Origin of the sequence: Halobacillus sp. A1 (genome assembly GCF_024189295.1) — a bacterium.
In the GTDB taxonomy this organism is placed as follows: Bacteria; Bacillota; Bacilli; order Bacillales; family Halobacillaceae; genus Halobacillus_A.
In genome coordinates this window covers 441,232-453,592 of the sequence record NZ_JAIZEN010000001.1, presented here as the reverse complement: position 1 = coordinate 453,592, position 12,361 = coordinate 441,232, and the positions used below count along the sequence as shown (strand labels likewise).

The 12,361-nt window shown below is 41.2% G+C and carries 16 protein-coding genes and 1 riboswitch; of the genes, 5 read left to right on the top strand and 11 right to left on the bottom strand.

Annotated features, from left to right (window positions below; translation table 11 throughout):
- The first annotated feature begins 15 nt into the window (after positions 1-15).
- Complete coding sequence (locus tag LF817_RS02105; protein ID WP_371924981.1) at positions 16-537, top strand: ribonuclease H-like YkuK family protein; 522 nt, start codon at positions 16-18, stop codon at positions 535-537.
- A gap of 2 nt (positions 538-539) precedes the next feature.
- Here LF817_RS02105 and LF817_RS02100 read toward each other — a convergent pair whose 3' ends face one another.
- From LF817_RS02100 to LF817_RS02085, 4 genes are all read right to left on the bottom strand, one after another.
- A complete protein-coding gene (locus LF817_RS02100) occupies positions 540-1,427 on the bottom strand; it encodes a DMT family transporter (protein WP_253934103.1) in 888 nt (295 codons plus the stop codon).
- Between the two features lie 61 nt (positions 1,428-1,488).
- Positions 1,489-2,139, bottom strand: a complete 651-nt coding sequence (locus tag LF817_RS02095) for a peroxiredoxin-like family protein (protein WP_253934102.1) — start codon at positions 2,137-2,139, stop codon at positions 1,489-1,491.
- A 68-nt stretch (positions 2,140-2,207) separates the two neighbouring features.
- Positions 2,208-3,299 carry an ethanolamine utilization protein EutH gene (gene eutH, locus LF817_RS02090; protein ID WP_253934101.1) on the bottom strand — a complete coding sequence of 364 codons (1,092 nt, stop codon included), beginning with the start codon at positions 3,297-3,299 and terminating at the stop codon, positions 2,208-2,210.
- A 46-nt stretch (positions 3,300-3,345) separates the two neighbouring features.
- The gene (locus LF817_RS02085; RefSeq protein WP_253934100.1) at positions 3,346-3,651 is read right to left on the bottom strand and encodes a hypothetical protein; all 306 of its coding nucleotides are present in this window, start codon (positions 3,649-3,651) and stop codon (positions 3,346-3,348) included.
- Positions 3,652-3,899: 248 nt separating this feature from the next.
- On the opposite strand from LF817_RS02085, the gene LF817_RS02080 reads away from it, so the two are divergent.
- The 3 genes from LF817_RS02080 to LF817_RS02070 all read left to right on the top strand — a co-directional run bounded on the left by LF817_RS02080 (position 3,900) and on the right by LF817_RS02070 (position 6,120).
- A complete protein-coding gene (locus tag LF817_RS02080; protein WP_253934099.1) occupies positions 3,900-4,430 on the top strand; it encodes a GNAT family N-acetyltransferase in 531 nt (176 codons plus the stop codon).
- 146 nt (positions 4,431-4,576) lie between these two features.
- Complete coding sequence (sppA, locus tag LF817_RS02075; protein WP_253934098.1) at positions 4,577-5,569, top strand: signal peptide peptidase SppA; 993 nt, start codon at positions 4,577-4,579, stop codon at positions 5,567-5,569.
- 14 nt (positions 5,570-5,583) lie between these two features.
- On the top strand, positions 5,584-6,120 hold the full coding sequence (locus LF817_RS02070; RefSeq protein ID WP_253934097.1) for an RDD family protein: 537 nt from the start codon (positions 5,584-5,586) through the stop codon (positions 6,118-6,120).
- Between the two features lie 45 nt (positions 6,121-6,165).
- Here LF817_RS02070 and msrA read toward each other — a convergent pair whose 3' ends face one another.
- The 5 genes from msrA to LF817_RS02045 form a co-directional block, all read right to left on the bottom strand.
- A complete protein-coding gene (gene msrA, locus LF817_RS02065) occupies positions 6,166-6,645 on the bottom strand; it encodes a peptide-methionine (S)-S-oxide reductase MsrA (protein WP_253934096.1) in 480 nt (159 codons plus the stop codon).
- Between the two features lie 119 nt (positions 6,646-6,764).
- Positions 6,765-6,886, bottom strand: a riboswitch (SAM riboswitch).
- An 88-nt stretch (positions 6,887-6,974) separates the two neighbouring features.
- Positions 6,975-7,673 carry an AIM24 family protein gene (locus LF817_RS02060; RefSeq protein ID WP_253934095.1) on the bottom strand — a complete coding sequence of 233 codons (699 nt, stop codon included), beginning with the start codon at positions 7,671-7,673 and terminating at the stop codon, positions 6,975-6,977.
- A 62-nt stretch (positions 7,674-7,735) separates the two neighbouring features.
- Entirely contained in the window at positions 7,736-8,269 is a 534-nt protein-coding gene (locus LF817_RS02055) for a chromate transporter (protein ID WP_253934094.1), read from the bottom strand.
- A complete protein-coding gene (locus tag LF817_RS02050; protein WP_253934093.1) occupies positions 8,269-8,844 on the bottom strand; it encodes a chromate transporter in 576 nt (191 codons plus the stop codon). Before LF817_RS02050 ends, LF817_RS02055 begins: the two co-directional genes overlap by 1 nt.
- Positions 8,845-8,863: 19 nt before the next feature.
- Complete coding sequence (locus tag LF817_RS02045) at positions 8,864-10,474, bottom strand: gamma-glutamyltransferase family protein (RefSeq protein ID WP_253934092.1); 1,611 nt, start codon at positions 10,472-10,474, stop codon at positions 8,864-8,866.
- 369 nt (positions 10,475-10,843) lie between these two features.
- Here LF817_RS02045 and LF817_RS02040 point away from each other — a divergent pair, with 369 nt between their 5' ends.
- Positions 10,844-11,311 carry an Lrp/AsnC family transcriptional regulator gene (locus tag LF817_RS02040; RefSeq protein WP_253934091.1) on the top strand — a complete coding sequence of 156 codons (468 nt, stop codon included), beginning with the start codon at positions 10,844-10,846 and terminating at the stop codon, positions 11,309-11,311.
- 64 nt (positions 11,312-11,375) lie between these two features.
- Here the strand turns inward: LF817_RS02040 and LF817_RS02035 are convergent, their stop codons facing one another.
- Together LF817_RS02035 and LF817_RS02030 are read right to left on the bottom strand one after the other, a co-directional pair.
- Complete coding sequence (locus tag LF817_RS02035) at positions 11,376-11,837, bottom strand: NUDIX hydrolase (protein WP_253934090.1); 462 nt, start codon at positions 11,835-11,837, stop codon at positions 11,376-11,378.
- 22 nt (positions 11,838-11,859) lie between these two features.
- The gene (locus LF817_RS02030) at positions 11,860-12,294 is read right to left on the bottom strand and encodes a GNAT family N-acetyltransferase (protein ID WP_253934089.1); all 435 of its coding nucleotides are present in this window, start codon (positions 12,292-12,294) and stop codon (positions 11,860-11,862) included.
- Between the last annotated feature and the right edge of the window lie 67 nt (positions 12,295-12,361).

Genomic DNA, 12,361 nt, shown 5'->3' with positions numbered 1-12,361 from the left:
AAAAGAGGACAAATGATGGAACCTATATCCTTTCAGAATGTCTCCTGTTCCCAAATGACGTTTGATGAGGTGTTTTCCCATATTGAATCTTTCATGAAGGAAGATCCATATGGTCATTATAAGTTGATGCTCGGAACCGATTCACAAATTCACCCCGGTCACACCCTTTTTATTACCGGCATTGTGATTCACAGGGTAGGAAAAGGGGCATGGGCATGCTTCAGAAAGAAAATCGTGCCGCGAACTATGAAAGTTTTACATGAAAGAATTTCTTATGAAACGTCTTTGACGGAGGAAATCGCCTCACTATTCACAGAAGAAAAAATTGATCAGTTAGTTGAAGTTATTCTCCCCTATATATATAAAGATGCCAGCTTTACGATGGAAGGCCATATAGATATCGGGGCGGGCGACCGTAACCGCACGCGTCTGTATGTAAATGAAATGATGGCACGTATCGAATCGTTGGGATTCGAACCTAAAATCAAACCCGATTCTATCACGGCGAGCAGTTATGCCAATAAATACACAAAGTAGAATTATAAAACTTTTACTTGTTTCGGCTTTCTTGTGGCAAGATAGACTCCTATGAAAATAATCACCAGTCCGGCCACTAAGTTACTTGTGATTGGTTCTTCCAGCAGCACATATCCCCATATCATAGCAGTGATTGGAATGAGGTAGGTAACTGACGTCGCAAATTCAGCACTTCCATTTTTCACCATATAGTAAAATAATAAATGAGCGACTCCCGAGCCAAAGCAGCCTAATCCGATAATCGAAATCCATACTACCGGCTCACCCAACGTCTCTCCACTTAATTGTGATACCGTCCCTGTAAAAAGCATTCCAATGAAACCTACCACTGCTGCCACTAGCAATGAACAGGTAGTTACCAATAATATTGCCGTTCTTTGCAGATATTTTTTAGTGAATTGGGAAGCAAAACCATAAGATATGGCAGCTATGATCATCGTTCCTATCCCGATGAAACTTTCTCTGAACAATTCCAATATGTTAAACTCCATTAAGACCAGAATACCTGCGAAACCTAAAGCGATTCCGACCCATTGACGCTTTTTCAACACAATTGAAAAAAATAAGAACCCGACAAGACCTGTACAAATAGGAGTCAGGGCATTCATCACCGCTGCTGTACTGCTATGTATTTCTGTTTCACTCCAAACTATAAATCCCCATGGGATTCCTGCATTGAAGATCCCGACAAATATTAATGACTTCCAGGGAATCGGTCGAACGATCTGCTTCCTTTTCGCCCATAGTATTGGAAGAAGGATCAGCGCACCAGCTGAACATCTTAGAAATACCGTTCCCCAAACCCCAACAGGATCCAACAGCCATTTTATAAAAACAAAGGACAAGCCCCATATTAAACTTAACCCGATTAAAGCACTATACAGTCTCATTCAGCTACCCTACTTTCATTAAAAACACACCTTTCTAGTTTAGAAAGGTGTGTCGACCTGCTTACTTCGTTTCTTTTAAAACCTCTAAGACTTCCGAAGGTTCAGCGCGATCTTTATAATCTGCTTTTGTATATTCATAAACGATTGTTCCTTCCCGGTCGATTACATACGTTGCGGAGACAGGAAGTTCCCAAGTTTCATCTCCATTATGCTCATCCACGTTCAACCCTTTGTCTTTATAAATATCGACGAGGTAATCGGGCAAAGGATAAACCAGGTTAAATTGACGGGCTGTCTTGTTACCTACATCGCTGAGCACATGAAATTGAAGGTCATTCTTTTGTGCGGTTGAAAGAGAATAATCCGGGGTCTCCGGGCTGATTGCAATCAGTTCTCCTCCCGCTGCATGGATGTCGCTTAATATTTGTTGATACTCTCTAAGCTCCATATTGCAATAAGGACACCATCCGCCTCGATAGAACGTCACTATGACCGGGCCGACGCTCAGTTGGTTGGAGAGACTGATAGGGTTGCCGTTAGGATCGGGAAGCGTAAAATCCGGAGCTTTCTCTCCTTTTTCCAGTCCCTTCCCTTCTTTAGAATGTTGTAATTCATTAATAGCCTTTTTCATTTTCTCCTGGACATCTTCAGGGGCTGTCTGCTTGAACTTTTCGATATATTCTTCGTAACGCTGTTTCATTTCTGTTTTCAATTTGAACAACTCCTTATTTGTTATAAAACAAGTATAATAGACTTCTCTCATGTATTGAAGTAAAGCGATTATTCCTCTTCATTTATGTTGGGACTCGTTGCCAGCCAGGCAATACCAACTGCTAGAACCCCGGCTGTCAGTTTACCAGCCATAACAGCTCCTACGATTTCCTTTTCAATACCCGCAACAAAACCGATATGACTCCCAAAAGCAAAGGCTCCGCTCACAGCAAAGGCTGCGTTCATCACTTTTCCCCTTGGGTCCATATTTTTCATAACGGCAAACATAGGCAGGTGGTGCGCTAAAGAAACGATGATACCTGCTATAGACTCGGATTCAATTCGCAAACGAGAACTGGCCGTTCGCCATAGTTTTTGTCCTTTTTGATTGATAAAAGCTACTAGTGGATAAGCCCCTGCAAGGGTTATTGTGATGCTGCCTACAATGCTGATGCCCTCGTTTAAAGGTGCCATTCCAGGTATTACGATCAAACCTGTCAAAGTCTCTATTATAATAGCTGCTAACCCCGCCATAATAATGAGCTCTATTCCTTTACCGAACTTTGAGAAAATAAAAATAGTTCCTTTAGTAAATTTCCATAAGCCAATTCCAATCCCAATGGACAGGATAACGGAAGGGATCAAATTCCGAACCATCCAAACAAGCTCATATCCAGCTAATGCACCACCCAAAAGACAACCTGCAGGCACTGTAGTTAAACCGATGAGAATGCCACGGGCGAAATAAGTCTGGTCCTGCTTTTGAATGATGGTGAGGGCGACAGGTATAGTGAATACCAGCGTAGGTCCCATCATCGTTCCTAAAAAAGCCCAGGAAAATGTGGCTGCCTCTTCGCTTTCAGCCAGTGCTTCGGATAATGGATAGGCTCCCATGTCGATAGCCAGTACCATGGAAGCAAACATAGAGGGGTCGGCACCAAACCACTCGAAGAATGGGGTGACGATTGGAGAAAGCCCCTTTGAAATTACAGGGGCGAGTGAAATGATTCCAACCATAGCTAAAGCTAGCGGCCCCATCATCAAGAAAGCTTCATGGAACTTTTCTCCAAGGCCTAACCGATTCTGTAAAAGGGTATAATCTACTGCTCCAATGACCATAAATGCCGCCATTAATAATAGAATTGCATCGTTAACCCACATGCCTTCCCTCCTCGTTTACTAAGCTATAATCCATGAAAATATTCTCTTAAAAGCCTATATCCACTAAGTGATTGATTTCATTAAGAAGTTCTGGATGCTTTTCTTTAGATTGATAGCTCAGGGTCCCCGCTTGTTCAGGACTTTCGGGCACGAGGAACCTTCCATCCTCTAAAACGGCAAAACTATAATCCCCCTCAGATTCATTTGAAAGTTCTCCTTCATTTGAGAAATTATACGTATACACATCCTGGCTCTCCATCTCTTCACTCAATTCTCCGGGTGATTTTTTCTCAATATCCATTCCTTCCACTTTATCCAACAGGGCTCTTTTCGTCTCAGAATCCTGCCTCACACTAGTCAGCCCGTCTGTAGATACCCCCTCTTCTACCTTTTGGATATAAAGCGTGTCTGAAATTTCCTGCTCCTGCAGTGTTACTGAATCTACTCCCTGTCCACAACCACTAATGATCGCAATCAGAGCAGCGCTAAGTATATAATATTTAATAAGTTACCCTTCTTTCTTCTTAACAGATTAGTTATAGGTTCATTTAAAAGGGTAGCCTTACCATACGTCAAGTGTAAGAAAGGTGGGAGCTTAAGATGATCAAACTGGAGTATTTTACACAATCAGATTTCGATCATTTAATTCGATGGATAGACTCGCCAGAATTTCTACTTCAATGGGCCGGGCCAAACTTCACCTATCCTCTGACGACCGATCAGCTGATGCATTACATTGGAAATGCCAATACAAAGAATGCCCCTGTATTTGTATATAAAGTCGTGGACGAAGCGGTGGAGCAAACTATCGGACATATCAGTTTGAAAATAGACCGCCAAAATAAGGCGGGACGTATAGGGAAAGTATTAGTAAGTGAAGAAGCACGCGGAAAAGGAATAGCTGGTGTCATGATTGAGAAAATATTATATAAAGGTTTTAATGAGTTAAATTTGCATAAGATCGGACTTGGAGTATTTGATTTTAATGAAGGAGCTATTCGTGCATATAAAAAAGCCGGGTTTAAAGTAGACGGTCTTTTAAGAGATCACCGAAAATATAATAATGAATACTGGAGTTTATATGAGATGAGTATGTTGCACTCGGAATGGAGAGCAAAGAATATATCTTGATGAGATAACCCATATATTGGTAAATCTCACGTTTCCGCAAAGAAATTTCGACATTTTTCAAAACGTTTGTACCATCTATATATTATTTGCCAGATTTTTGCTACGATTGTTTTTCAGAGTATTTTAATGAGAAAGGATAGATGTTCATGAAGAAGCGGCTCATAGCGATCGGTATCGCCGTAGCGTTATTGCTGATCGGTATTTTAAGTCAAAGTATAGGTTTTTTAATGTCAGATACATTCAGTGACTCTTCTCAAGGAATGTTCTCTAATGAAGATGAAGGGCCTGAGGAAAAAGTGATGGAGGAGGGTTCTTCTTCTGAACGAATCGCTCGTATTTCAGTAGATGGTACCATTATGAGCGGTCAAGGCGGGAACCTGTTTGAAGGGGAAGGCTACAATCACGAACTTTTCCTCGAACAGCTGGATACGATTAAAGAAGATAGTACAATCAAAGGCGTTCTATTGTACGTAAACTCTCCAGGCGGCGGTGTTTTTGAAAGTGCGGAAATCCATGATAAGCTTCTGGAAATTAAAGAAGAAGGCAAACAGTTATATGTTTCCATGGGCGGGATGGCAGCATCCGGAGGCTACTACATATCAGCGCCGGCTGATCAGATTTTTGCTTCGAATGAAACGTTCACAGGCTCTCTCGGTGTCATCATGCAAAGCATCAATTATGAAGAGCTTGCTAATGAATATGGAGTGGATTTCAATACCATCAAAAGTGGTGAATTTAAAGATATTATGAGTCCTACGAAAGAAATGACAGAAGAAGATCGGGAAATTCTGCAAACACTGGTGGATGAATCTTATCAAGAATTTGTTGATGTAATCAGTGAAGGAAGGGATATGCCGGAGGATGAAGTGACTAATATTGCAGACGGACGTATTTACTCAGGTCAGCAAGCTGCGGAAAATGGGTTGGTTGATAATATTGGGTTTGAAGAGGATGCTTTACAAGCTTTGAAGGACGATATGGGTACTAATCCTGAAGTCATTGAATATACGAGTGGAGAAACCATATTCGGTTTTCCTGTAAATGTAGAATCATTCCTCCCCAACAGTGAAGTGAAATGGATCAATGAAATGATCGACAACCGACAGGGACCTAGAATGATGTATATGTATACTGAGTAAAGGAGGTAATGAATATGGATACAGTAGAACCTACTCAAACGGACAGTCATATCAACCAAGCGGTCTCATCGAACTTGAATGAAATCCAACGCTTACTCTATGCCGGATTTTTACCTCGTTTCTTTGCATACATCATTGATTTAATCGTCATATGGAGCTTGAATTCGATCATTACCAGGCCGCTGATTCGTCTAACGAACTTGTCTGAGGTGAAACTTTGGATCGACTTGTTTAGTGTCACTAATATTTTGCAGTCCATTGTTTTTTTCCTCTACTTCATCTTAATGACCTGGTTTTTTAGAGCCACATTAGGGAAAATGGCCCTCGGTCTCTCTGTTGAATCGTTGGTAGGAGATCGCCTTTCTAAAGGGCAGGTCGTCATAAGGGAGTTAGTTGGACGGTATATCAGCATGGCCGTACTTGGGTTACCTTATCTAGTAGTTATTTTTACGAAAAAACATCAGGGTATTCATGACTTATTCGCTGACACATCTGTCATTAAAGACCGAATGAAAAAACTTAATCAGGAAATACAATCACAACAGCACTAAAAAAACCGAGTTCCTATATTAGGAACTCGGTTTTCATTTTATAAACTAGCTGATTCCACAGGCGAATGATCCGTTCTTTTGGGAGTATTTCTGATGGTATTCTTCAGCTTCGTAGAAAGTACCGGCTTCTGTTACTTCTGTAACGATCGGACGTTTAAATACCCCTTTATTTGTCCACTGTTGAATTTTTTCTTCTGCAATTGCTTTTTCTCCTTCAGTGCCATAGAAGATAGCGGAACGATACTGATGTCCCACATCGATTCCTTGTTTATTTCTTGATGTCGGATCATGACATTCAAAAAAGATATTCACTAATCCTCCATACGTTATCACTTCCGGGTCATACTCAATACTAATAGCTTCTGCATGACCTGTGGTACCCGTTTTCACTTGTTCATATGACGGATGTGCTGTATGACCGCCTGTATATCCTACTCTTGTATGTGTAATTCCTTCAAATCGTTCAAAAAATGCTTCTACTCCCCAAAAACATCCTGCACCGAATATCGCTGTCGCTTTACCCATTGTCATCTTCCCTTTCCATTAACGCAACTTCCACCTAAGAGAGTTTGACGGTTTTATCAACCAAAAAACCCCTTTTCTTATCCAGTATAAGAAAAGGGGTCGTAATATTCCGTACGATCCTCTCATCTCTTAGAATGTTTGACCATCCTACAGGAATTGGCACCGTTCTCGTCAATCATTAGATTGATTCGATGGTTGCCGGGCATCAAAGGGCCAGTCCCTCCGCCTCTCTGGATAAGAAGTTTCCGTTATTAAATTTAAGTTATTTCATATAATACAATGTTTCGATCTCGAAGTAAAGGCGAATGCATTATTTTTTTGGAAATTTCTTATGAAGACCCATTTCCTGTAGTATAAATCTCTTCAAAAGGCTGGACAATCACGAAACCTTCACCCTTGAACTCCATTTGGATCGACTCGCCGCTCCCTCTTCCGATGAACGTCTTGAAGCTGATATCAGTCCGGAATTCAGGCTGGAGGTGACCCGACCAGGCAACTGTAGCGTTCGGGTCCGTAATAACAGGAGAGCCCGGACGGACAAGTAAAGTCAGCGGTTCATAATGAGAAGTGATCGCCACCTTTCCCTTACCTTCTAACGTGACGTTGAACAATCCACCTGACATCATACCTGCTACTTTTTTCATCAATTTGATATCCCAATCAATCCCTGGTTCAAAAGCTAATAAATCATTGCCGTTTACAGTGATCGCTTCGTTATCGAGGTCAAAGATTGTGATTTTCTTCCCCTGATCGGCCAAGTACAATCTCCCGTTTCCTGATGCTTTCATCAGTGAACTGCCTTCACCTGAAAAGGCTTTTTTGAACATACGGCCTACCCCATGTTCCAAGATCCCTTCCCGCTCGAACTTGATTCCTCCGTTAAAAGAAATCATTGAACCTGCTTTTGCCCACACTTGATCAGTAAGGTTCACTTCTAATATACGAGGCGTTTCCAGTTCAAAGAACTCATTTTCAGTTTCATCCTGTTTTGTTTTTCTAATAAATTCATCGATCGAATAGTTGCTCATCATTTGTCCCCTTTCTACTTAATCCTTATTTACGAAAGAATGAAGAAAAAAGTTTCGAATTGTTAACGGCCAAGAAAAAGGGCGCCATAAGCTAACGAACCAGCAATGACGAATGCCGGATGGACCTTGACCTTTTCCAATAAAACAAAGCTCAATCCAATCAGGAGGATGGTGTGAATAATACCCGCGGAACTATAAGACGTCTGGAAAAATTGATAAGCTATTACACCCAGCAGAATTCCGATAGTCGGTCTTATAAGTGAAGTCATTGTTTTTACTCTTGGAGAGCCCTTAAATTTATTCAACAGGTTAAGCAAAACGATCATCAGAAAAAGGGAAGGGGCCACTGTAGCAGACACGCCAATCGCGGCCCCGAGAATACCAGCTTGTTCATATCCTATAAAGCCTGCCATTTTAGTGGCGATCGGTCCAGGCAAAGCGTTAGCCATAGCTAACATTTCACTGAATTCATTGACCGACATCCAGCCGAACCGCCCGACTACCTCATTTTCAACAAGCGGAATGGATGCCGGCCCTCCTCCATAACCTACAATTCCTGGTATGAAAAAAGCTACAAAAATCTGCCAATAAATCATCAGGAGGACTCCTTACTTTTGGATGGACCAGCTGAGTCATTTTGATTCATCGGACGAACCAATGCAACAATCAATAAAGCGGCAATCACGAGGCCCGGGTGGATCCCAGCAGCTTCAATTAATAAAAGAGAAGCTGCTCCTAGTAAGATTGTAAGGATCAGACCCAAGTTCGTATTTGCCTTTTTAAAGAAGTCGTAGGTCATCACAGCCAGCATTACACCTACTACGGGCACGACCGCTTGAGTCATTCCGTTCACCCACGGCTGATCGCGAAAGCTGTTTAAAAACGTAAGTAATAAGATCATTAAAATGATGGTCGGAATGATCGTCGCTAACACCGCATTAATCATCCCTAACAAACCTGAAACCCTGTAACCAATATAACCAGCCATTTTTGTTGCGATCGGTCCTGGTAATGAATTACCTAAGGCAAGCACATCCGCAAAATCATCATCTGACATCCATTTGTATTTTTTGACTACTTCATTGTGCACTAGGGGTATAGAAGACGGACCTCCTCCATATCCGAATATACCTACTCTGAAAAAGGCAAGGAAGAGATTCCATTGCTGCATGCTTTACCCTCCTTTGCTATTAGTAAGCGGATATTGTCCCATCAGTTCGGGATTCTGTACCACCGAACAATACCCCTTGTTCATTTCTCCAAATGATCTGGCCTCGGCCAAATGCCCCGGAATCTAATTGAACTTCAATATGGTGCCCTTTTCTTCGTAAAGCTTCTGCAACATGGGTGGGGAACGTCGGCTCTACCCAAACAGTTTTATCTTTCATCCACTGCCAGCGTGGTGAATCAAGCGCAGCCTGCGGGTTCAAGTGGAAATCGATTGTATTCATCGCTACTTGAAGATGCCCCTGCGGCTGCATAAACCCACCCATGACACCAAAAGGCCCTACAGCTTTCCCGTCTTTAGTCAAAAACCCTGGAATGATCGTATGATAGGACCTCTTATTTCCAGCTAGTGCGTTTGCATGGTTTTCATCCATAGAAAAGTTATGACCCCGGTTTTGCAATGCGATTCCTGTACCTGGAACTACGAGTCCGGAACCGAAGCCCATGTAATTACTCTGAATGAACGACACCATGTTCCCTTCATTATCCGCAGCTGCTAAGTAGACCGTTCCGCCTTTAGCAGGTTCTCCCGGTTGAGGCGTGAGAGCTTCATCAGTAATCGCATCTCTTCTTTGTTTTCCATACTCTTCACTTAACAAACTTGCTACAGATACATCCATATGCTCAGGATCTGCAATGAATTCCGCTCCATCAGTGTAAGCTAATTTCATCGCTTCTATCTGCTTATGATAAGTAGAAACCTCTTCTTTAGCACCTATATTAAAACCTTTTAGAATATTCAAGGCTGATAATGCAACTAAACCGTGGCCGTTAGGTGGAATTTCCCAAACATCATACCCCCGGTAATTTACTGAAATGGGCTCTACCCATTCAGGCTGAAAATTTTCCAAATCTTCTTTCCTGATAAAACCTTTATGTTTTCGTGAAAAAGCGTCGATTTTTTCAGCAATTTCTCCTCGATAGAAATCCTCCCCTTTTGTTTCAGCAATTCTCCTCAACGTCTGCCCGTGATCGGGGGATTTCCAAACTTCACCTATTTCAGGAGGTCTGCCGTTTGGAGCAAATGTTTCAAACCAGTGAAGGAATTCATCGCCCTTTAAGACTTCTTTAAATTTATGATATCCATCTTTCCAAAACTTACCGAGAATTGGTGTCAGAGGATAACCATCTTCAGCATAACGAATGGCTGGAGCCAATAGTTCAGTCATTGGCAGCCTTCCGAATCTTCTAGATAACTCAGCCCACGATCTCGGGACCCCGGGAACCATAACAGGGACGAATCCATATTTAGGGATCTCATCGTATCCTTTAGCTTTCAACTGATCAATAGAGATTGAAGATGGGGAGCGCCCGCTTCCATTCAGTCCATAGAGCTTATCCTTCACCCATACGAGAGCAAAGCAATCTCCTCCGATTCCATTGGAAGTCGGTTCAACTACGGTAAGGGCAGCAGCCGTGGCAATCGCAGCATCAATGGCATTCCCCCCTTGTTTTAAAATGTCTAACCCTACTTGAGAAGCCAGTGGCTGAGATGTTGCTACCATTCCATTTTTTGAAATGGTCGTCATTCTTTTAGCTGAAAACGGTTGATATAAGTAGTCGGATTTTTCCATATGTACAGCTCCTTCACGTATAAAAAGGCTAATAAAATTAACTTTCATTCTTTTAAAATTACCTATAAAATCATTTGTTAACTATATATAGCATTTACATTAACAATCGTTTATTGTATTGTTGATGATTATAAGGCAATATTAAGAATTTTAAAAGGCTTATCTACAAATTATTCAAAATATTTATATATTTTCTTATCTATTTGGCTTTATTAAAATTTCCGGCGTGCTCATATAGACTTTAATTGTGGAGGATTGTTTTCGTTATTTTTGCTTAGAGAATGAAGTCATTGAAATATCTGTTTTTCGCGAGGAAATCCTGTTCATTCAAACAGGTTAAATAACTACTCTACAAGGTGTGGTGTATCCATGGAAGAACATAAAAATTTAAAAACCGATGAAACAGATAAACGTATCTTAGAATTACTAGTTGATGATGGGAGAATGTCTTACGCTGATATTGGCAAAAAACTTAACCTATCCAGAGTAGCTGTTCGCTCAAGAGTCAATCAACTGATAGATAATGGTATCATCGAGAAATTTACCGCAGTCGTAAACAGTGAGAAAGTAGGAAAAGAAGTATCAGCATTCTTCGAAGTGGACTGCGAACCAAGAGCGCTGGTGGAAGTAGCGGAAAATCTGGCCAGCAACCCTTATGTAGCAAGCTGTTATCAAATGACCGGACCGAGCACACTACATATGCATGTGCTCGTCAGTGATTTTCCGGAATTAGAATCATTTATAAACAAAGAGCTTTATGCACTAGAAGGCATTACGAGAGTAGAAAGCCACATTTTACTTAGACGATTCAAGAGTAGAAGCGGTTTAAAGTTATGAGTACCTCCTCCAATAGAAAAGGCAAGGTCTGCTTACAGCAGACCTTGCCTTTTTTAGTGATGTTTCATTTTACGACGTGATTATTCAAGAAATCTTCAATAATTTTTTTATGGCTACGTATCATTTTATCGGGAAGGTTATCGGCAGAAATAAATCTGCAATCATAAGCTTCTTCTTGATTTGCTATAAGTTCACCCTCATACCTGCCGGTGTAATAAGCTGTCGTCACTGAATAAAATTCGTCTCCGTTTTCAGCTACCGTATAGTATTCTTTTCCCGAATATATATTAATTAATTTCAATTGATTGATTCGCAGTCCCGTTTCTTCGAAGACTTCTCGTTCAGCCGCTTCTTCTGTCGTTTCACCAAGCTCCATTAGACCGCCGGGCAACCCCCATACTTCTTTAGGAAATGTACGCTGCTGCAATAGAATATCACCCTGTTCGTTTACAATTACAACGACAGACCCAACAAGAATTAATGGACGCTTTCCCACTAATTTTCTGAGATCTTCTACATATCCCAAATTGATCTTCCTTCCTATTTTCCTATAATGACTTTTTCAAAGTATAAAAGTTGACACCTGGTAAGTATTCTTTGAATTCGCCAACCACCTTGTATCCTTTCTCCACGTAAAAATCTCTTGTCCCGGGTTCGAATGTCGTATGCATCGAATAGTCTGCTCCACGTTTTCTAGCCATTTTTTCGACAGTTTGCAACAGTTGACTCCTTATCCCATACCCGCGATATTTTTCGTATACCCAGCAATCATTTATTTCAATCCAATTCCAGTACAGTTCAGAAGTGATTCCCCCCATACCTAACTGTTCTTCGTCAGTTACCGTTAAACATATAGGCTGAATAGCAGCATTATTCCTAGGCGAAAGGTAAGGACCTTTGCTCTTCTCAGGTGGACCTGTCTCGTAAATTGGACTAGAGAACTCTTCTTTACATTCCATATCAATTTTTACTTTAAAGTTCACTATGCTTTAGTCACCTCTAATTAAATATGAATTTGCTTAGGTCATGTTTACTAATTGTTCCCCAAAG

What these genes read in the sequence shown, in the direction of transcription:
- LF817_RS02050 (WP_253934093.1), bottom strand. Translation starts at nt 8,844, where the DNA reads ATGCAGCAATGGAATCTCTTCCTTGCCTTTTTCAGAGTAGGTATATTC.
- LF817_RS02045 (WP_253934092.1), bottom strand. Translation starts at nt 10,474, where the DNA reads ATGGAAAAATCCGACTACTTATATCAACCGTTTTCAGCTAAAAGAATG.
- LF817_RS02100 (WP_253934103.1), bottom strand. Translation starts at nt 1,427, where the DNA reads ATGAGACTGTATAGTGCTTTAATCGGGTTAAGTTTAATATGGGGCTTG.
- eutH (WP_253934101.1), bottom strand. Translation starts at nt 3,299, where the DNA reads ATGTGGGTTAACGATGCAATTCTATTATTAATGGCGGCATTTATGGTC.
- LF817_RS02070 (WP_253934097.1), top strand. Translation starts at nt 5,584, where the DNA reads ATGGATACAGTAGAACCTACTCAAACGGACAGTCATATCAACCAAGCG.
- LF817_RS02055 (WP_253934094.1), bottom strand. Translation starts at nt 8,269, where the DNA reads ATGATTTATTGGCAGATTTTTGTAGCTTTTTTCATACCAGGAATTGTA.
- LF817_RS02040 (WP_253934091.1), top strand. Translation starts at nt 10,844, where the DNA reads ATGGAAGAACATAAAAATTTAAAAACCGATGAAACAGATAAACGTATC.
- sppA (WP_253934098.1), top strand. Translation starts at nt 4,577, where the DNA reads ATGAAGAAGCGGCTCATAGCGATCGGTATCGCCGTAGCGTTATTGCTG.
- LF817_RS02105 (WP_371924981.1), top strand. Translation starts at nt 16, where the DNA reads ATGGAACCTATATCCTTTCAGAATGTCTCCTGTTCCCAAATGACGTTT.
- msrA (WP_253934096.1), bottom strand. Translation starts at nt 6,645, where the DNA reads ATGGGTAAAGCGACAGCGATATTCGGTGCAGGATGTTTTTGGGGAGTA.
- LF817_RS02060 (WP_253934095.1), bottom strand. Translation starts at nt 7,673, where the DNA reads ATGAGCAACTATTCGATCGATGAATTTATTAGAAAAACAAAACAGGAT.
- LF817_RS02080 (WP_253934099.1), top strand. Translation starts at nt 3,900, where the DNA reads ATGATCAAACTGGAGTATTTTACACAATCAGATTTCGATCATTTAATT.